The sequence below is a fragment of the Rhodoplanes sp. genome, assembly GCF_013377085.1.
Lineage (GTDB): Bacteria > Pseudomonadota > Alphaproteobacteria > Rhizobiales > Xanthobacteraceae > Rhodoplanes.
In genome coordinates this window covers 71,223-90,730 of the sequence record NZ_JACAAX010000009.1, presented here as the reverse complement: position 1 = coordinate 90,730, position 19,508 = coordinate 71,223, and the positions used below count along the sequence as shown (strand labels likewise).

16 protein-coding genes are annotated in these 19,508 nt (G+C 70.7%); 6 read left to right on the top strand and 10 right to left on the bottom strand.

The window, feature by feature from the left end; genetic code table 11:
* Positions 1 to 15: 15 nt before the first annotated feature.
* Together HXX10_RS09115 and HXX10_RS09110 are read right to left on the bottom strand one after the other, a co-directional pair.
* Complete coding sequence (locus HXX10_RS09115) at positions 16 to 3,261, bottom strand: CusA/CzcA family heavy metal efflux RND transporter (protein WP_296521859.1); 3,246 nt, start codon at positions 3,259 to 3,261, stop codon at positions 16 to 18.
* 4 nt (positions 3,262 to 3,265) lie between these two features.
* Positions 3,266 to 4,420 (bottom strand): efflux RND transporter periplasmic adaptor subunit, encoded by a 1,155-nt coding sequence (locus tag HXX10_RS09110; RefSeq protein ID WP_296521858.1) that lies wholly within the window; start codon positions 4,418 to 4,420, stop codon positions 3,266 to 3,268.
* Positions 4,421 to 4,959: 539 nt separating this feature from the next.
* On the opposite strand from HXX10_RS09110, the gene HXX10_RS09105 reads away from it, so the two are divergent.
* Positions 4,960 to 6,192, top strand: a complete 1,233-nt coding sequence (locus tag HXX10_RS09105; RefSeq protein WP_296521857.1) for an argininosuccinate synthase — start codon at positions 4,960 to 4,962, stop codon at positions 6,190 to 6,192.
* A gap of 10 nt (positions 6,193 to 6,202) precedes the next feature.
* Here the strand turns inward: HXX10_RS09105 and HXX10_RS09100 are convergent, their stop codons facing one another.
* Both HXX10_RS09100 and HXX10_RS09095 read right to left on the bottom strand, forming a co-directional pair.
* Positions 6,203 to 6,496 carry a type II toxin-antitoxin system RelE/ParE family toxin gene (locus HXX10_RS09100; RefSeq protein WP_296521856.1) on the bottom strand — a complete coding sequence of 98 codons (294 nt, stop codon included), beginning with the start codon at positions 6,494 to 6,496 and terminating at the stop codon, positions 6,203 to 6,205.
* A complete protein-coding gene (locus HXX10_RS09095) occupies positions 6,493 to 6,720 on the bottom strand; it encodes a hypothetical protein (RefSeq protein ID WP_296521854.1) in 228 nt (75 codons plus the stop codon). Before HXX10_RS09095 ends, HXX10_RS09100 begins: the two co-directional genes overlap by 4 nt.
* Before the next feature lie 114 nt (positions 6,721 to 6,834).
* Here HXX10_RS09095 and HXX10_RS09090 point away from each other — a divergent pair, with 114 nt between their 5' ends.
* Genes HXX10_RS09090 through HXX10_RS09080 form a run of 3 tightly spaced genes read left to right on the top strand, consistent with a single transcriptional unit; the run spans position 6,835 to position 9,094 of the window.
* A complete protein-coding gene (locus HXX10_RS09090; protein WP_296521853.1) occupies positions 6,835 to 7,236 on the top strand; it encodes a 6-carboxytetrahydropterin synthase in 402 nt (133 codons plus the stop codon).
* A complete protein-coding gene (locus tag HXX10_RS09085) occupies positions 7,230 to 8,294 on the top strand; it encodes a glycosyltransferase family 4 protein (protein ID WP_296521852.1) in 1,065 nt (354 codons plus the stop codon). Before HXX10_RS09090 ends, HXX10_RS09085 begins: the two co-directional genes overlap by 7 nt.
* A complete protein-coding gene (locus tag HXX10_RS09080; protein WP_296521851.1) occupies positions 8,291 to 9,094 on the top strand; it encodes a class I SAM-dependent methyltransferase in 804 nt (267 codons plus the stop codon). The genes HXX10_RS09085 and HXX10_RS09080 overlap by 4 nt, the downstream gene beginning before the upstream one ends.
* Here HXX10_RS09080 and HXX10_RS09075 read toward each other — a convergent pair.
* Positions 9,055 to 9,858 (bottom strand): RibD family protein, encoded by an 804-nt coding sequence (locus HXX10_RS09075; RefSeq protein ID WP_296521850.1) that lies wholly within the window; start codon positions 9,856 to 9,858, stop codon positions 9,055 to 9,057. The two genes, HXX10_RS09080 and HXX10_RS09075, sit on opposite strands and share 40 nt — an antisense overlap.
* A 193-nt stretch (positions 9,859 to 10,051) precedes the next feature.
* Here HXX10_RS09075 and HXX10_RS09070 point away from each other — a divergent pair, with 193 nt between their 5' ends.
* The gene (locus tag HXX10_RS09070) at positions 10,052 to 10,609 is read left to right on the top strand and encodes a cytochrome b (protein WP_296521849.1); all 558 of its coding nucleotides are present in this window, start codon (positions 10,052 to 10,054) and stop codon (positions 10,607 to 10,609) included.
* 489 nt (positions 10,610 to 11,098) lie between these two features.
* On the opposite strand, the gene HXX10_RS09065 is transcribed toward HXX10_RS09070, so the two are convergent.
* From HXX10_RS09065 to HXX10_RS09050, 4 genes are read right to left on the bottom strand one after another with little or no spacing between them, the layout of a single operon-like run.
* Positions 11,099 to 12,010 carry a DUF6671 family protein gene (locus HXX10_RS09065; protein ID WP_296521848.1) on the bottom strand — a complete coding sequence of 304 codons (912 nt, stop codon included), beginning with the start codon at positions 12,008 to 12,010 and terminating at the stop codon, positions 11,099 to 11,101.
* Between the two features lie 10 nt (positions 12,011 to 12,020).
* Positions 12,021 to 14,444: a YbcC family protein gene (locus tag HXX10_RS09060; RefSeq protein WP_296521847.1), complete on the bottom strand. Its 2,424-nt coding sequence runs from the start codon at positions 14,442 to 14,444 to the stop codon at positions 12,021 to 12,023.
* Between the two features lie 24 nt (positions 14,445 to 14,468).
* Positions 14,469 to 16,070, bottom strand: coding sequence for a proton-conducting transporter membrane subunit (locus HXX10_RS09055; protein WP_296521846.1), 1,602 nt, complete (start codon positions 16,068 to 16,070; stop codon positions 14,469 to 14,471).
* Entirely contained in the window at positions 16,067 to 16,429 is a 363-nt protein-coding gene (locus HXX10_RS09050) for a hypothetical protein (RefSeq protein WP_296521844.1), read from the bottom strand. The genes HXX10_RS09055 and HXX10_RS09050 overlap by 4 nt, the downstream gene beginning before the upstream one ends.
* Before the next feature lie 107 nt (positions 16,430 to 16,536).
* Here HXX10_RS09050 and HXX10_RS09045 point away from each other — a divergent pair, with 107 nt between their 5' ends.
* Positions 16,537 to 17,481 (top strand): LysR family transcriptional regulator, encoded by a 945-nt coding sequence (locus HXX10_RS09045; RefSeq protein WP_296521843.1) that lies wholly within the window; start codon positions 16,537 to 16,539, stop codon positions 17,479 to 17,481.
* Between the two features lie 59 nt (positions 17,482 to 17,540).
* Here HXX10_RS09045 and HXX10_RS09040 read toward each other — a convergent pair whose 3' ends face one another.
* The gene (locus HXX10_RS09040) at positions 17,541 to 19,349 is read right to left on the bottom strand and encodes a glucan ABC transporter ATP-binding protein/ permease (RefSeq protein ID WP_296521842.1); all 1,809 of its coding nucleotides are present in this window, start codon (positions 19,347 to 19,349) and stop codon (positions 17,541 to 17,543) included.
* Positions 19,350 to 19,508: the final 159 nt, after the last annotated feature.

Here is a 19,508-nt window from a genome sequence, read left to right as displayed (position 1 = left end):
CGGCGCGCCGCTCCATCACGGCGCCAAGACACCGACCGTGGGGGCCTTGCCGGTTGCGTGAGCGGACGACGGGCCGGACCCGTGCGTCGACACGACCGCTGTCGCAACCGGCGCCGCCGCAACCGCAGGCTCCTCATCGGCCGGCCCGCCCTCCTCCCGTGCCGCGTCCTGCGCCGCCAGCCTCCGCCGCTCGGCGCGCGGCAGGGCGAAGCGGTCGTAGAGGATCGGCAGCAGAAGGAGCGTCAACGCCGTCGCCGTGACCAGGCCGCCGATCACCACGATGGCGAGCGGACGCTGGATCTCGGCGCCGGGGCCGTCGGCGAACAGGAACGGGACGAGACCGAGCGCGGCGATCGACGCGGTCAACATCACGGGCCGCAGCCGCCGGCGCGCCCCTTCCATCACGGCCTCGCGGAACGGCAGGTCGCCGCGGGCACAGACCTCGTTGATGTAGGAGACCAGCACCACGCCGTTGAGCACCGCGATGCCCATCAGGGCAATGAAGCCGACCGAGGCCGGCACCGACAGGAACTCGCCCGACGCCCACAGCGCGACGACGCCGCCGATGGTGGCGAAGGGCACGTTGCAGAACACCAGGGTCGCCTGCCGCAGCGAGCCAAAGGTGAGGTAGAGCAGCAGGAAGATGGCGCCGAGCGCGATCGGCACGACGATGGCGAGCCGCGCGGCGGCGCGCTGCTGGTTCTCGAACTGGCCGCCCCAGACCAGCGAATAGCCCTTCGGCATCTCCACCTTGGCGGCGACCGCCGCCTTGGCGTCGTCGACGAAGCCGACGAGGTCGCGTCCGCGCACGTTCGACAGAACGGTGGCGAAACGCTGGCCGTCCTCGCGGATCACCTGGATCGGCCCGTCCTCCACATTGATGGCGGCCACCTGCGACAGCTCGACGGTGCCGCCGCCGGGCAGCACGATCGGCACGCGGGCGAGATCAGCCGCCGAGGCGCGCAGCCGCTCCTCGCCGCGAATCACCAGCGGCGTGCGGACCTGCCCTTCCAGCACCAGCCCGAGCCGGCGTCCGTCGACCCACACGCGCAGCGCCTCCTGCACCTCCTCGGCGTTGAGGCCGAACCGGCCGGCCTTGTCGCGATCGACCGCCACGGTGAAGTAGCGCATCCCGGCGTTGCGCAGCGCGAACACGTCGATCGCTCCCGGCACGGTGCGGATCGCGCGAGCGACGTCGCGGGCGACCCGATTGAGAGTCGAAATGTCGTCGCCGAACACCTTCACGACCACGTCGCCGCGCGCCCCGATGATCATCTCCTGGACGCGCATGTCGATCGGCTGGGTCAGCGCGAAGTCGATGCCCGGAACGCCGTCGAGCACGCGGCGCAGCTCGCCGAGAAACCAGCGCATGTCGGGACCGCGCCACTGCTCCTTGGGCGCCAGCGTCATGAACATGTCGGTCTCGTTGAGGCCGACCGGATCGATGCCGAGCTCGTCGGCGCCGGCCCGTGCCATGATCCGCTTGATCTCCGGGATTTCGGACATCAGCGCCTGCTGGATGCGCAGATCGGTCTGCGCCGCCTCGTCGACCGAGATGGTCGGAAATTTCCGGATGGTGACGACCGGCGTGCCCTCGTCCATCACCGGCATGAAGGTGCTGCCGATGCGCGGAAACACCACGGCGACCGCCGCGATGCCGAGCACGACCGCGACCACCACGGCGACGGGCTTGCGCATCACAAAGGCGAGCAGCGGGTCGTAGCCGGCGTGCAGCTTGCGCACCAGCCACGGCTCGGCATGGGCGCCGGCCCGCAGCACATGCGCCGACAGGGCCGGCACGACGGTGAGCGACAGCACCAGCGCCGCGATCAGCGCGACCACGATGGTCAGCGCCACCGGGCTGAACAGCCGCCCTTCCAGGCCCTGCAGGGCGAGCAGCGGCGTGAACACCACGACGATGATGGCGACGCCCGAGACCAGCGGCACCGCGACCTCGCGGGTCGCCTCCAGGGTGAGCCGCAGCCGGGTGGCGAGGTCGGGCTTCTCCACAGTCGAAAGACGGTGCTCGACGTTCTCGACCACCACCACGGCGCAATCGACCAGGATGCCGATCGCGATGGCGAGGCCGCCGAGCGACATGATGTTGGCCGACCAGCCGAGCTGGCGCATCACCCCGAAGGTGGCCAGCACGGCGAGCGGCAGGATCAGCGACACGACCAGCGCGGAGCGGAGATTGCCGAGGAACAGCAGCAGCATCACGACGACCAGCGCGACCGCCTCGAGCAGCACCTTCTGCACGGTCCACACCGCCTCGCCGATCAGCTCGCTGCGGTCGTAGAAGATCACGATCCCGGTGTTCTCGGGAAGTTGCGGCTTCAGCGTGGCGAGGCGCGCCTTGACGCCGTCGACCACGGTGCGGGCGTTGGCGCCGCGCAGACCGAGCACCATGCCCCACACGGTCTCGCCGGCGGCGTCCGCCGTCACCACGCCGTTGCGGGCGAGCGCGCCGAAGCGCACGTCGGCGACGTCGCCGACCCGCACCACCGAGCCGTTCTTCACCGCCACGATGGTGTTGCGGACGTCGTCGAGGGTGCGGATGCGGCCCTCCGAGCGCACCAGCAGGGCCTCCTCGCCGTTGCGGATGCGGCCGGCGCCGTCGTTGCGGTTGTTGCCCTCGATGGCCTTCTCCAGCATCTGCGTGGTGATGCCGCGCGCCGCCATGGCGGACGCGGACGGGATCACCTCGAAGGTCCGCACGAAGCCACCCAGCACGTTGACGTCGGCGACGCCGGGCAGGCCGCGCAGCGCCGGGCGGATCGTCCAGTCGAGCAGCGAGCGCTTCTCCTGCGCCGTCAGGCTGTCGGACTCGATGGTGAACATCACCATCTCGGCGAGCGGCGTGATGATCGGGGCGAGGCCGCCGTCGGCGTCGGCGGGAAGCTGGCTGCGCACCTCCTGCAGGCGCTCGTTGACCTGGGCGCGCGCCCAGAAGATGTCGGTGCCGTCGGCGAACTCGAAGGTCATCAGCGCCACCGCGTAGCGCGTCGTCGAGCGCATGCGCACCAGATTGGGGATGCCGCGCGCGGCGAGCTCGATCGGCGTGGTGACGCGGCTCTCGAGCTCCTCCGGCGTCAGGCCGGGCGCCCGCATGGAGACGAGCACCTGCACGGGCGCGACGTCCGGGAAGGCGTCGATGGCGAGCTTCTGATAGGCGGTCGCGCCCCAGACGGCGAGCGCGAGCGCGCCGATGAAGACGAGAAGGCGCTGCTTGAGGGCGATGTCGACGAGGTTCGAGAGCATCGGGTCAGTCCTGGTCGACGGCGGCGAGCTCGGCGAGCAGCGCCACGATGCCGCGTTCCGCGATCTGGTCGCCCGCCGCGAGCGCGCCGCGCACCGAGGCGGTGGCCGAGGTTTCGGCGACCACCTGCACGGGCTTCGCCCGGAAGCCGGTCGCGTCGCGCACGAACACCCAGGCGCGGTCGCGGTGGCGCACCACGGCGCTCGCCGGCACCGACCACTGCGGCGCGCCGTTCTGGCCGATGCGGATCGTCACCGCGACGGCGAGCCCGGGGCGCACCCGCCCGTTGCCGGAGCCGATCTCGGCGACCGCGACGGCCGATTGAGTGGCGGTATCGACGGTGCGGCCGATCCGCACGATGCGGCCCTGCACGCCATAGGCCGGCAGCACGACCACCTCGCCGGCCGTGATGGCCGGCAGGCGGGCGGCCGGCACCTGGATGTTGACCCACAGGGGCTCCAGCACCGCCAGCGTGAACACCGGGGCCGCTGCCTCGACGCGCTGGCCCGGATTGGCGTTGCGCGCCACCACGGTGCCGGAGATCGGCGCATGGACCGTCACGGCGCTGACGATCCGCCGCGTCGTGCGCAGCGCCTCGACGTCGGCTTCCGACATCTCCATGAGCGAAAGGATCTGGGAGCGCTCGTCGAGCCGCGACTTGGCGTGCGACGCCTCCGTCTCGGCGACCCGCAGCTCGCGCTCCGGCGTCACCCGGCCTTCCCACAAGAGGCGGGTGCGGCGCAGCCGGTCGGCGGCGAGCGCGTCGTCGGCGAGCGCGGCGAGGTACTGGCGCTGCGCCTCGACCAGATCGGGCGAGCGCAGGCGGGCGATCGGCTGGCCGGCCGTCACGGTCTCGTCGACCGCGACCAACACGGCCTCGACCAGGCCGTTCGCCGGCGCGGCGACGACGCGCATCTGCTGCGGCGGGATCACCACGGTGCCGGGCAGCGACAGCTCGAGCTCGCCGGTCTCGGGCGTGATCGGCGTCGTGCCGATACCGGCCGTGCGGATCTCGCGCTCGTCGATCAGGATGCTCACCCCGTCGCGGTCGCGGCCGGCAGGCAGCGCATCGGCCGCCGCAGCCTCGACGGCGGCGGTGGCGAGCACGATCATCAGGGCGGCCAGCAGGGACCGTCCGGTCGGGGCAGGTGGGGCTGTCATCGTGGGTCTCGTTCGGTTCGGCTCGGGAATTTTCCAAGTCGGCCGCCCGGACTCGCGCCGGAGACGCCTCGCGTCGGAGTCCATGCGTCGGTGGTTGCGTCGTTCGCAGCTCAGCGTCGCACGGTGCGCTCCTGCTCGATGATCCCTGGCGCGTGAGGTAGGGCGGTGGCCCTGCCGCGCCAGACCCGTCCCGCCGCCCGAAATGTCGCACCGTGCGGCAGGCTGCCGCGCCGATGCCCGATTTTTTCGGCGATGGAACCAGATACGCCGGCGGCCGGCGGCCCGATCAGACCCTGCGACAAAGCGCCGTGACGCCACCCGTCCGCCGGCCACTTCTGCGTGCAGGACCGCCCCGGCTCGCGGAGAGCGGTCTGCCGGCCGGTCCCGGCCCGATCCCTGAACGGTATTGCTGCCGCCCGGGCGCTCGGCTTGCACCCGGGCGCCACCCGCCTATAGTCCGCCGCGATTTTCAACCTGCGACAAGGATCCGGGACCGCCGGGACCGTCGGGACGAGGAGCGGCCGGCCGGCCGAGACAGCATGGCGAAGAGCGACGTCAAGAAGGTGGTGCTGGCCTATTCGGGTGGTCTCGACACCTCGATCATCCTGAAGTGGCTGCAGACGACCTATGGCTGCGAGGTCGTCACCTTCACGGCCGATCTCGGCCAGGGCGAGGAGCTGGAGCCGGCCCGCCAGAAGGCCCTGCTGCTCGGCATCAAGCCGGAGAACATCTTCATCGAAGACTTGCGCGAAGAGTTCGTGCGCGACTACGTCTTCCCGATGTTCCGCGCCAACGCGGTCTACGAGGGCCAGTACCTGCTCGGCACCTCGATCGCCCGGCCGCTGATCGGCAAGCGGCAGATCGAGATCGCCGAGACGGTCGGGGCCGACGCGGTCTGCCACGGCGCCACCGGCAAGGGCAACGACCAGGTCCGCTTCGAGCTCGCCTACTATGCGTGGAAGCCCGACGTGAAGGTGATCGCCCCCTGGCGGGAATGGGATCTGACGTCCCGGACCAAGCTCATCGAGTTCGCGGAAAAGCATCAGATCCCGATCGCCAAGGACAAGCGCGGCGACGCGCCGTTCTCGACCGACGCCAACCTGCTGCACACCTCCTCCGAGGGCAAGGTCTTGGAGGATCCCTCGCAGGACGTGCCGGACTACGTGTTCAGCCGCACCGTCAGCCCCGAGAGCGCCCCCGACAAGGCGACCGTCATCACGATCGACTTCGAGCGCGGCGACGCCACCGCCGTGGACGGCGTCAAGCTCTCCCCGGCTGCGCTCTTGGCCAAGCTCAACGAGCTCGGCCGCATCAACGGCATCGGCCGGCTGGACCTGGTCGAGAACCGCTATGTCGGCATGAAGTCGCGCGGCATGTACGAGACGCCCGGCGGCACCATCCTGCTGGCCGCCCATCGCGGCATCGAGTCGATCACGCTCGACCGCGGCGCGGCGCATCTCAAGGACGAGCTGATGCCGCGCTATGCGGAGATCGTCTACAACGGCTTCTGGTTCGCGCCCGAGCGCGAGATGCTGCAGGCGGCGATCGACAAGAGCCAGGAGCTGGTGACGGGCCGGGTGCGGCTCAAGCTCTACAAGGGCAACGTCTCGGTGATCGGCCGCGAGAGCCCCTACTCGCTCTACGACCAAGAGCTGGTCACCTTCGAGGAAGGCGCCGTCGCCTACGACCAGCACGACGCCCAGGGCTTCATCAAGCTCAACGCGCTGCGCCTGCGCACCCTCGGCCAGCGCCGCAAGAAGACCGGGAATTAGGCGCAGAGCTTCAGGCGTCCTGATGCTCGCGGCGTTGCGCCGGGTGCTTGATGTTGAGGATCACGGCCTCGTCAGCGGCCTCGTCGACCGTGTAGTAGACGAGGTAGGGGTATTTTCGGGCGATGATTTTTCGCACGCCCTTGGCGCTCTGCCGCCGTCCGACCCGCGGGAACAGGACTAGGTTCTGGATGCTGTCGAGGATGGCGGCGCGGACCCGGAGCGCGGCGGCTGGATTGTACGCCCGGATGTCGTCGGCGATGCTGATCAGGTCGGCGACCGCCTCGGGCGTGTAGCGAAGCTTCATTCTTCGAAGCGGCGGAAGGCAGCCTCGACCTCGGCATCCGTGGCGAACTCGCGACGTTTGGCTCGAGCGAGACTTTTGAGCACGTCGGGGAGATGCGCGGGGTCGATCTCCTCGGGCTGGCCTTCGTCGACCGCCATGTGGAGCACGAGGCGGGCGATTTCGTCTTGCGTCTCCGGCGGGAGCGCGCGGGCTATCGCGACGGCCTGTTCCAAGAGCTTGGTCATCGATACAGAATAGTGAACCGGAAGGCGGAGGGGAAGGGGTGAGCAGCTTCGGAACAGCTCCTTCCGTCGCAAACTTCGGCTATCCTGTCCGGCCAAAAGCAGGAGAGCGCCGCCGTGTATGCCGTCGAGGTCCGCCACCACGTCATGATCGCCCACTCGTTTCGCGGGGCCGTGTTCGGCCCGGCGCAGGCGCTGCACGGGGCGACCTTCGTGATCGACGCCGCCATCCTGGCCGAGACGCTCGACCCGAACGGCATCGTGGTCGACATCGGCCGCGCCGACGAGGTCTTGAAGAGCGTTCTGGCGCCGCTGAACTACAAGAATCTCGACGACGTGCCCGAGTTTGCGGGCCAGAACACCACCACCGAGTTCCTGACCCGCCATGTCTTCGACCGCCTCGCCGAGGCGGCGCGCAGCGATGCGCTCGGCCGCGACGGCCGCGAGCTGTTTGCCATCCGCATCACCATCTCCGAATCGCACGTCGCCCGCGCCTGGTACGAGGCGCCCCTGTGGTGAGACGCGTCGTGTTCGCCGTGCCGGGCGATCTCGACACACCGACCGGCGGCTACGCCTACGACAAGCGAGTGATCGCGGGGTTGCGCGAAAACGGCTGGACCGTCGACGTGGTGGACCTCGGCCAAAACTTTCCGCGGCCGGACGCCGCCACCCGCGCCACCGCCGTCGCGATGCTGAACAGAATCCCGGACGGTACGCCGACAGTCGTCGACGGCCTCGCCTACGGGGTGCTGCCGGAGCTCGCCGAAACCGTCTGCCGCCGCGCACCCGTGATCGCGCTGGTGCATCATCCGCTGGCACTTGAGAGCGGGCTTGCGGCCGACGACGCCGCACGGCTGCGGGCGAGCGAGCGCACGGCGCTCGCCGCGGCGCGCGCCGTGCTGGTCACCAGCGACGCGACGGCGCGGCTGCTGGCGGCGGACTACGGCGTGCCGCCGGGAAAAATCACCGTGGCGCCGCCCGGCACCGACCGGGTCGCCGCCGCGGATCGAACCGGCCACGCCGGCCCGGTGGCGCTGCTCGCCGTCGGCGCGCTGGTGCCGCGAAAGGGCTACGACGTGCTCCTCGACGCGCTGGCGCGCCTCGTCGACCTCGACTGGCGTCTGACCATCGTCGGCCCGCTGGACCGCGACCCCGCCACGGCCACCGCGGTCGCGGCGCAGATCATGGATCTCGCCCTCGCCGATCGCGTGACTCTCGCCGGCGCGGTCGCGGCCGACACCCTCGCCGCCTTCTATGCCGGCGCCGACGCGTTCGTGCTGGCGTCGCGGTTCGAAGGCTACGGAATGGCGTTTTCGGAAGCCTTGGGCTACGGTCTGCCCGTGGTCGGAACCACCGGCGGGGCGATCCCCGACACGGTTCCGGCGGGGGCCGGCCTTCTCGTCGCGCCGGACGACGTGGAGGCGCTGGCCCTGGCGCTGCGGCGCGTGATCGGCGAGCCCGGCACGCGCGAGCGCTTGGTGCGGGCGGCGCAAGCGGCGTCCGACCGGCTGCCGACCTGGCGCGAGGCCGCCCGCCTCGTCGCCACGACGATCGAAACCATCGAGGCCACCCGTTGAGTCTCTTCAGCGCAGACTGGCTCGATCGCCGCGAGCCGCACGACCGGCGGGCCCGCAATCCGGCCGTGCTGGCCGCCGTCACCAAGGCCTTCGCGAACGACGCGTCGGTGTCGGCCGTCGACCTCGCCTGCGGCACCGGCGCGACCGTGCGGGCGCTCGGCGAGGCCCTGCCGAGGCACCAGCACTGGCGCCTGATCGACAACGATCTCGGCCTGCTCGCCCGCGCCAAGGCGGCGGCTCCGCAAGGCGCGCGGGCGAACATCATGGCGATCGATCTGGCCCGCGACCTCGAGGCGGCGCTCGACGGGCCGGTGGATCTCGTCACCACCTCGGCGTTTCTCGATCTCGTCTCGGAGGACTGGCTGGAGCGGCTGGTGACCGAGATCGCGGCGCGGCGTCTGCCCTTCTACGCGGCGCTGTCCTATGACGGGCGCGTCGTGATGACGCCTGTCGACGACGCCGATGCCACCATCGTGTCGGCCTTCAACCGCCACCAGACGAGCGACAAGGGGTTCGGCCCGGCGCTCGGGCCGGCCTCGGCCGCGCACGCCGTCACGATGTTCGAGCGGCTCGGCTACCAGGTCGTGCAGGGCAAGGCCGACTGGCGGATCGAGGCGAGCGACCCTCTCCAAATGGAGATCGTCTCGTCGATGGCCGCCGCAGCGCGCGAGCTGGTCGGCGTGCCGCAGGCGACCATCGAGGGCTGGGCGACGCGCCGGCGCATCTTGGCGGCGGCCGGACGCTCGACCCTGCAGATCGGTCACATCGACTTCTTCGCCCGTCCCACGGAGCGGCGCTGAGCCGACAGGTCGCAGTCGAACAGCACCTCCTCGCCGAGCAGCACGGTTTTCACACGCGGGCGCAGGGCTTCCTCGGCGTCGGCGATCGGCGGCAGCGTGCAGCTCGGCCGTCCCGAGCCGAGAATGATCGGCGCGATCACCACATGCAGGCGATCGAGGCAGCCGGCGGCCAGAAAGCCCGACAGCGTATCGGCGCCGCCCTCGATCAGGATGCGGCGGAACCCGGCGGCGGCGAGCCCGGCCAGGATGGCGGACGGCGCCAGCCGGCGGTCGGTCCCCGGCACGGCGACGCGCTCGACTCCGGCCGGCAGCCGCACGTCGCTCGCCGCCGCCGTCACCACCACGCGGCGGGCGCCGTCGCCGGCGAGCAGCCGGGCATCGTCGGGCAGGCGGCCGCGCGGATCGATGACCACGCGGGCCGGATTGGGTCCTTCGACATGCCGCACCGTGAGCTGCGGGTCGTCGCACAGCGCCGTACCGATGCCGATCACCACGGCGTCGACCACGGCGCGCAGCCGGTGCAGATGGGCGAGGCCGGCGGCGCCGTTGATGTATTCGAGGCGGCCGCCGACCGTGGCGATGCGGCCGTCGAGCGACTGGCCGGTCTGGCCGATCACCATCAGGTCGTCGACGCTGCCCTGGCGCAGCGGACCGAACAGCGCCTCCCAGCGCGGCGGCAGCGTCGTGCCGTCCCGCAACGCCTGCGGAACCACCGACCAACCGTCGACCGGCGTCTCGCACAGGGGGCAGCTAGACGGGTCCAAAAGCTCGATCCGAACTCGATCCGCACAGGATGGGAAACGGGGGGTCGGCCCCGCGGCACGCGATACGCGAGGCTTGCGTCGGCCGCGACTTTATCCTGTCATACGGCATCGGCTCAATGACCGTCGTGCCGCCTCGCGCTGCGACCGACGCGGCGACGCGACGCACCGGTGCCGCGACCCAAGGAGGCCGGACATGACTGCCGCGGCGACCTCGCCCGACCGCACCGCGACGGGCTACAGCGCGACCGCCCGCGCCTTCCACTGGATCACGGCCGCGATCGTCATCGCGCTGATCCCGGGGGGAATCTACATGGCGAATGCCGAGCCGGGGCCGGCCCAGGATCTCGCCTTCAACCTGCACCGCTCGTTCGGCGTCGTGCTGCTGCCGCTGGTGCTGATCCGCTTCGTCTGGCGACTGCGCTACCCGCCGCCGCCGCTGCCGCGCGACATCCCGCTGCGCCAGCGCGCCATCGCCCATGCGGTGCACGGCATCCTCTACGCGCTCTTGATCATCCAGCCGCTGGTCGGCTGGATCGCCACCTCGGCCTACCGGGCCCCCATCACGGTGTTCTGGCTGTTCGAGCTGCCGCCGATCTGGCCGCAGGACCGCGTTTTCTCGGAAGCGCTGTTCGGGCTGCACAAGGCCTTCGGAATCCTGATCGCGCTGCTGGCGACGGCGCACATCGTCGCGGCGCTCTATCACCATTTCGTTCGGCGCGACGACGTGCTGATGCGCATGATGCGCGGCTAGCGCAGTGCCCGGCGACCTCGGCCCCGGTTCGCGCCGGAGGCTCGCGGGGCCCCCCCTGGACCATGCGACCCCACGAGAGCCTTGCCGGGACTTTCCGATTCGGCCTGATCGGACCGCACGCCGGCGGCGACGCCGCAGGGGCATCCGCATCTCTGTGGCGCACCGTCAGTCGCCGGGATCCGAGGATCGGCAAGCGGACTCGGAGCGTCCTCGCGGATCCGGCTGGCCGCCGTGAGGGGCGTCGCCTGGGCGCCGAAGAGTCATGTGAACCGCCACGTCGCACCGAAACCGGAGAAGCTCGCGCAGCATCTCGGCGTCGATCGACGACCTGGACCGGATCGCACGGCAGCGCCGTGCCAAGCGCGTCCTTCAACCACGAACTCGCGCCCGGATGATCGAGAACCCATGCGATGCGGCGTCGCGATTCCCGCTGGCGGTCAGCCAACGACTCGCTCTGACCCACCTTCGCCGTCCTTCAGCACGATCCCGTCAAGGATTGCAGGCGTCGCACAAGCCGGGATCAGCAGTCGGCGGACCGGCCCTCACCTCGATCCGGTGGCCGCATCCGGCGCAGGTCGCGGCCTCGGCCCGGATCACCCGGGTCGGCGTTCCGCACGCCGCGCACGGCGCGCCCGGCAGGCGCTCGGTGACGACGAGGCCCGGGCGGTCGCAGCGCGGGCATCGGTTGCCGACGTTGCGGATCAGCGTCACGGTGGCGCGCGCAATGGCCCTCATCCGACGCGGATTGCGATGCGCCCGCATGTCGGTCTCGACCACGGCGGCGCCGCAGCGGGCGATCACCGCGCCGACCGCGCGTTCGAGGTCGGCGCGCCCGCCGATCTCCTTGAACAGGCCGAGATCGGGGCGCGGAAGCCGCCCCTCGCAGCCGGCGACGACCACTCCTTGCGCCGGGAAGCCGACGCGGTCGGCGAACGCGACGGCTGCGGCGATGTCCGTCACCACGCTGTGCGTCCAGGCGGCCTCGAGATCGGCGAACCGGCCGACGATCTCGATGCCGGTGGCGCGATCGGCCAGCAGCACGATCTCGACCCCGAGCGGCGCGAACGGAACGATCGGATCCGGACCGAAGCTTCCCTCGCTCGCGACGGCCACGCGGGCGCCGGGCGCGTGGGCGAACGCGGCCGCGATCTTGGCCCGCGCGGCGTCGAGCTGGGAGCCCGGCCGCGGCACCTCGCGGGTGAAGGTGCCGAAGCGGTCGGTGTCGAAACCGACGACGGTCTCGACCCGAAGCCCGAGGAAGCGGCCGAGAAGCGGCGCGATCACCCGCTCCTTGCCGTGCATGGTCGCCAGCACGGCCCGCTCGCCGCGCAGATCGAAGCGGTCGCGCTCCGGCGGGCGGACGACGGGGCCTGCGCGAAGGCCAGCCGGACCCTTCGTCACGCGAGAGCCCCTATGCGGCGCTCGCGGTCGGCAGCGCCGCCGGCGGCGGCTCGACCGCTTCCCATCGCAGATCTCCGACGTAACGGCGGGCGATCCGGCCCTCCTGATCGATCTCGAGCAGATGGAGCCAGCGGTTGTCGAACAAGGCCCGGACCGCGTCGTGGCGCGCCAGGATCTCGGTCATGGCCTCCGCCGGCGCTTCGATGCACACGCTCAGGCGCAGCGGCTCGTGCGCATACGTCTCGCCGTCGTGCACCGACTGCCACGGCAGACCGGTGCGCAACACGCCGCCGTTACCCTCGACGACGCCAATGCCGCCGACGACGTTGTGCAGCAGCTTGTTGCCGGAGCCGAACACGTTCGGCGCCACGGTGGAGCCGTAATACTGCAGGCTGATCCAGCTCGCCACCACGACCGGCGCAGTCATGATCAGCTCGAGCACGCCGAAGCCGCGTTCCTTGTCCTTTCGCCAGTCGAAGTCATGCAGGAACGCGCGGCCTTCAAGACTTCGGCCGGCCGTGCGCTTTCGGGGCGCGGCGATGAACGCCTTGCAGCCGGCGAGCGCCCATTCCGGCCGCACTTCCGCCCAGTCGCGGCTGCGCGACAGCAACGCGCCCTCGCCGGCGGCGCGCGGCAGGCGAAGGGCCCGTTCGCCGCGGGTGACCTTGCCGGCGGCACTCAGCCAAGCGCGCGCCTGCTTCAGGTCCTCGGCGTGAGCCCGCGTCGGCACATCGGAGTCGTAGAGCGTCACCTCGTCGGTGGTCGTGTCGTGAAGGGCGCCGACGAACAACGTGTCGTCGGGGATCTCGATGCCGCGGGCGACGAGCCCCTTGCGAACGTCGCGATCGTTCAACACGCTCGCCAGCAGCCGGGCGTTGACCTCGCCCGAGTAGCCGCCGCAGGCGCCACAATGCAGGGCACTGGCGAACGGATTGTTGACGACGCTGGCGCCATGGCCAGCGAGCACGACGAGCCGGGAGAAGTTTTCGGTCAGGAACATGGCGCGCAGCACCATCTCCGCCCCGGCAAGCTTTTTCTCCAGCGGCAGGGCCGGATCGGGACGCGGGGCCGGGTCGTTCGGCGTCGGCGGCGCATCGATGCCGATGGCGTCACGCACCAGTTTGGCGATGTAGACTGGCCCCATCGCTTCGACAAAGGCGAACGACGAGACGGCGGCAAGCTTGAAGCGGCGCCACGCCCGCGAGGCGCGGGCGGAGAAACGCGCCTGTAGGTCGGCGGCCGCGTCGTCGTGGCCGCCTGAGCAAGTCGTCACGCTCGGGTTGAGCAACACCGGCAGCCGCAGTTCAACAACGTCCGACGCGAACCGCCGATGGGCCGCGAAGATGCCGAAGAAGCCGGCGAAGCCCAGCGTCTGGATGTTCGGGTCCACGGCTTCGAGCGCGCGCCGGAAGATTTCCGAGCGCACGTCGATGCAGAACGCCGCCTGAAGCGCCGGCCGGCTGCCCGAGCGCGTCGGGCTCGGCATGGCGAAGGCGGCGGCGAGCCCGCGCTGGGCCGCGCGTTCGGTGGCTTCCTGCAAAATCTCCTCGACGACGAGATCGAACGTGGGCGCCACCGGGGCGGCGTGATCGTCGCGCACGAACGCCCAGGAACCGGCGATCTTGTCGGCGTAGCGTTCGTAGAGCGCCTCTTCCCAGACGAGTCGGATCGCGAGCATCTGCATCGTCGTGTCGTCGGTGCCGCCGGCCAGCTCCGCCCGCCACAGGTGATAGCGCGCCACCTGCGACCAGCCGACGAGAGTCATCAGCAATCGATGGAAGTAAGTGGGCAACGCCGCCTCGCTGAGCTCGAGCCGGGTGACGGCGCGGGCGATCGCCTCGCGGGCTGTTTCCGGCGTGCCGGCGACGTGCCGCGCAAAACCGTCAAGACCGATGATCTCGGGCGTCAAGTCATGGATGGCCATGGCCCGCCAGGCGGCGTAGGCGCCGGAGCCGCGGGGCGCGCTCCACAGTGCCTGGCCGTCGTCGAAATGTGCGGCGGCCCACGAACCGATGCGCTCGCCGATCAGCCCTGGCCAATCCGTGGCGGAAACATCCGCCGCCAGGTCGGCGACGGTCGGCAACGCCTTGGGCGGTCGCGCCGGCTGAGCCGCCGCCGCTTTCAGCGCCGCGACGTCCGCCGGGCGCACGGCGGCCGGCGCAGAGGCCAACGCCGCAGCGATGTCGTCGTCGCTGATCTGGCCGGACGCGATGCGGTCGAGATACCAGCGTCGCGGCATGGTGATCGGGATGCCGGCGACGCGCGCGAGGCGCGCCCCGGCGGCAGCCAGACTCTCGCCGCCCTGTCCGAGATAAGGATTGACCGCAACGGTCGAGGAGAGCGGCCACGCCGGCGGGATGGCCCGCGTCGCAGCTTCAATAGCGGCATCGACGGCGGCGCTCGTCGGGGCGGGAACGGTGATGGACGTGAGCATTGATCAGTCTCCGTAGCGGATTGTTCAGGACGAGCGTCGGACGGACCAGCCGCCGAGGACGCGATCGAAAGCCGCGTTGGCGTAGAGGCCGTTCGCCAGGTGCACGCGCAGGCCGGCGGCGGCCGGGTGATGGGCCCACAGCGGGAACATCGCCTGCGCCATGGCGACGAGGCCGAAGCTCAGCACGGCGAGCACCATCAGCGCCCACTCGAGCGGTCCCGGCGCCGGAGTCCGCGGCAGCGTGCCGGCAGTCAGCCACTCGGCGCCGGTCTGCAGCGCGAAATAGGCGACCGCGGCGGCCACCGAGTAGATCGCGGTGCGCCGCGTCAGCATCTGCGGCGCCGCGTCGGCGAGGCCCTGCGCCAGCAGGTAGGCCACGCCGAAGATGAGGATCGCGCCGAGCGCGATCGCCTGGGGCGACTTCGTCGAGAAGCCGAAGATCGTTCCGATGACGAGATAGATGACGATGGCGAGGGCGAAGGCGCGACCCACCGCCGCCATGCCGGGGATCGCGACCGGGCCCGGGCGGCGGGCGGCGGCGACGCTGTCGACCGCTCCGCCGGAGGCAAGGAAGGCGTGCGCCTTGTACAGGGAGTGGGCGACGATGTGCAGGAGCGCCAGCGGGAACAGAGCGAGCCCGCATTGCAGCGTCATGAAGCCCATCTGCGCCACCGTCGACCACGCGAGCGAGGTCTTGACCGCCGGCTGCGCCAGCATGACGGCGCCGCCGAACACGGCCGTGAAGCCGCCGACCATGACCAGCACGGCGAGCACGCCCGGCGCGTTCAGCATGACGTCGGCGAAGCGGATCAGCAGAAAGCCTCCGGCGTTGACGACGCCGGCGTGCAACAGCGCCGAAACCGGGGTCGGAGTCTCCATCACCTCGGTCAGCCAGCCGTGCGTCGGGAACTGCGCCGACTTGAGCAGCGCGGCGAATGCGATCAGTCCGGCCGCCCAGGCCGCCGCTGCGCCCGCACTGTTGTTGCTCGCCGCCTTGAGGATCGTTGCTATATCGGCGCTGTGGTAGGTCCAGACGAGAAGCGCGACAGCGCCGAGCAGCGCCGCATCGCTGAGCCGAGCGCAGACAAACTTTTTCCGTGCCGCCCGCTGCGCCTGCACACGCTCCGGGTAGAACAGCAGCAATTGATGCAGGGCGAGGCTGGTGGCGATCCAGGCGGCGGCGAACTGCACGAGGTTGCCCGCCTGCACCAACAGCAGCACGGCGCCGAGAGTGGCGGCGAGCCAGCCCGTGAACGCGCCCTGCCTCTCCTCGCCGTCAGTATAGGTGGCGGCGTAACGGACCACGATCCAGCCGACAAACGAGACAAGCAGCATCATCACGATGCTGACGACGTCGAGGCGCGCGGAGAGGCCGATTTCAGCCGCCCCGATCAGCGGGCTGGTGCCCGCCCCATGCACGACCAGAATAACAGCAGACGCCAGCGAGACCGCCAGCGCCAGAAGCGCAGCGCCTTCGGCAAGGGCCGGAACCGTCTTCGGCCGTCGGCCAGGCCGGTAGAACGCGATTGCGGCTGCAAAGAACAGCCCGATTGGCGCCAGAAACGGCAGAAAATACATCGACAAAGTACCCTCCTGTTCGATGCGAAGCTGGCTGATCGATGTCATTCAGGGGTCGCGACCGTCCGGCCCAGGACGGGTCCCTGGCGGGCCTCGCCGTCCGGCGCTCGGACCGAGCAGCGCACCACCACCCAGCCGACGAAGGCGACCGGCACCATCACGGTGGCGCTGATCGCGTCGAGGCGCACGCCGAGGCCAGCGCCGGCATATCGCGCCGCGAGGCTGGCGCCGGGACCGCGGTCGACCAGCACGGCCAGCAACAGGACGGCGACGGCGAACGCGGCCATGCCCGCCGCCTCGGCGAGTCGACGGCCCCCCGGCGGGCGGCGCTTCTGCGCCTTGCCGGCCACCAGCGCGGCGATCCGCAGCATCGCCGGCGCGACGGGCGGAAGCGAATACGAGGACACGGCGTCGATCTCCCCTGCGGTTGAATGTCGCCGCAGTGTCCGACGGCCGCGCACGGAAGAAAAATTCATTGTATGATCGAGTTCGATCTATTTTTTGGTGACTTGGCATGGCACGGGACCTGAACTACAAGCATCTCCGCTATTTCCAGGCGGTCGCCCACGAAGGGCACGTCACCCGCGCGGCGAGGCGGCTGAACCTGTCGCAGTCGGCGGTATCGACCCAGATCGCCCTGCTCGAGCAGCGGCTCGGCCATCCTCTGTTCCACCGGGAGAAGCGCGCGCTGCGCCTGACCGAGGCCGGCCGCATCGCGCTCGACCACGCCGACGCGCTGTTCGGCATCGGCGACGATCTGGTGGCGACGCTGAAGCGCGAGGGAGCGAAGCGCCGGCCGCTGCGCGTCGGCGCCATCGCGACGCTGTCGCGCAACTTCCAGCTCACCTTCCTGCGCCCGGTGCTCGAACGGCCCGACATCGAAATCATTCTGCGGTCTGGAAGTGCCGCCGAACTCTACGGCGCCCTGGCCGATCATCATCTCGATGTCGTGCTGACCAGCCAGCCGCCGCCGTCCGACACGCTTGCGCCCTTCGTCGTCCATCGGCTCGCCGAGCAGCCGATCAGCTTGATCGGCGTGCCGGGCCTGTGCCGGCCCCGCGCGTCGCTGGCCGATCGGCTGGCCGGGGTGCCGCTGATCCTACCGACCGCCGGAACCGGGCTGCGGATGGGATTCGACACGCTGGCGGCGCGGTTCGACGTCCGCCCGCAGATCGCCGCGGAGATCGACGACATGGCGATGATGCGGCTGCTCGCCCGCGAAGGCGTCGGGCTGGCGGTGCTGCCGTCGATCGCGGTTCAGGACGAGCTCGCCGCCGGCGTCCTGGCGGTCGCGGCGAAGCTGCCGGCCCTGACCGAGACATTCTACGGGGTCACGGTCGAGCGGCGCTTCCCGAACCCGATCGTCTCGGATCTTCTGCGGCCGCGCTCCTACGCGGCGCGTCCCGACCGGCCGGCGGGATCGTCACGGCGACAGAAGACCCCGACGCGGCGGAGGTGACGCGGCGCGAGCGCCTCCGCGCTCGGCCGTCGCGCCGGCGACGGGAACGCCGCCTCGGCTCACCCCGGATGGCCGGCGGCCGCGGCGGTGGCGTCGGCCTCGGCGGGGGTGCCGGGCGCCGCGGCGATGAACTGGTCGCGGGCGAGCGCGGCGAAGCGGCCACCCTTGGCCATCAGCGCCTCGAACGTCCCCTCCTCGACCACCCGGCCGTGCTCGAACAGCAGGATACGGTCGGCGCGCCGCACCGTCGCCAGGCGGTGGGCGATCACGAAGGTGGTGCGGCCCTTCATCACCTCGTCGAGCGCCACCATCAGCTTGGTCTCGGTGGCGGCGTCGAGCGCGCTGGTCGGCTCGTCGAGGATCAGGATCGGGGGCTCCTTGAGGAGCGCGCGGGCGATCGACAGGCGCTGGCGCTCGCCGCCCGAGAGACTGCGGCCACGCTCGCCCACCCGCGCGTCGAAGCCGCCCGGCGTGCGCTCGATGAACTCCAGCGCCTGGGCCCGCTCGGCCGCGAGCCTGAGCTCGTCCTCCGTGGCGTCGGGCTTGCCGATGCGCAGATTCTCGGCGATCGAGCGGTTGAACATCAGGCCTTCCTGGAAGACGACGCCGATATTCCGGCGCAGCCCCGAGAGCGTCATGGAGCGGATGTCGACGCCGTCGATGCGGATGGTGCCGCTCTGCGGATCGAAGGCGCGGTGCAAGAGCGCCAGCGCCGTGGTCTTGCCGGCACCCGTGGTGCCGACGAACGCGATGGTCTCGCCCGGCCGCGCCGTGACGGTGAGGTTTTCCACCGCCGGCCGCTTGCCGTCGTAGGAGAACGACACCGCGTCGAACGCGACGGTCCCCTCGAGGCGGCCGGGATCGACCGCGCCGGGCCGGTCGCGGATCGCCGGCACGGCGTCGAACACCTCGAAGAACTCGGCCAGCCGCGGCGCCTCGGCGAACACCCGGTTGACGAACCACACGGCGTCCTGCAGCCGCGTGATCAGCATGGTCGCGAAGCCCATGAAGGTGACGATCTCGCCGACCGAGGCGAGGCCGCGCACGTGCAGGAGCGTGCCGAGCAGGACGATGGCCAACATGGTCAGCGTGGTCGAGGCGCGGGTGAGCACCGCCACCAGGGCCCACCACGACAGCACCGGGATTTGCGCGGCGAGCAGCCGGTCGATGACGGTCTTCAGGCCCGTCACCTCGGCCTCGATGCGGGCGAAGCTGTGCACCAGCGCGACATTGCCGAGCGTGTCGGAGGCGCGCTCGGCCAGCTCGGAATAGTTGTCCTCGACCAGGCGCTGCAGCGTCTCGGTCTTGCGCATCACGAAGGCGGTCAGCACCGCGAACACGACGCACAGCACGAGCAGCAGCAGCGCGAGGCGCCAGTTGAGCACCAGCGCCAACGGCAGCAGCACGAAGAACGACACGAAGGCGGCGAGATTGTCGCGGAAGAAGGCGAGCCACAACCCCCACAGCGCATCGGTGCCCTGCAGCATCACCTTCATCAGCCGCCCCGAATGCGTGGCGCCGTGATAGCCGAGCGGCAGCTCCAGCACGTGCTCGAAATAGTCGCTCAGCACGGCCTGCCGCTGCTGATGGGCGAGCCGGTCGGCATAGAGCGCGGTGAGCGTGCCGCACACGATGTTGAACAGGCCGAAGGCGGCCCAGGCGGCGAGCAGCGACGTCAGGGTCGACCAGGGAAAGGCATCGGCCGTCGCCGGCGCACTGGAGAGCGTGTCGATGACCTTGCCGAACAGCACCGGCTCGGCGAACTGGGCGGCGGCCAGCGCCAGATTGGCCACCGCCAGCGTCCAGGCGAGAACCTTGACCCGAGCGAGCAGCGCCAGCGCACGCGCATAGAGACGGAAAACGTTCATGGCGACCCTGCCGGAGCATCGTTTGCGTCCGGTCGATCGCGTCCTCGTCATTCCGGAAGACGCGCGAAGCGCGGCTGTCCGGAATCCATGACCCCTGTCTGTGAGTATGGATTCCGGGCTCGCCGCTGCGCGGCGCCCCGGAATGACGGTGAAGCGCGT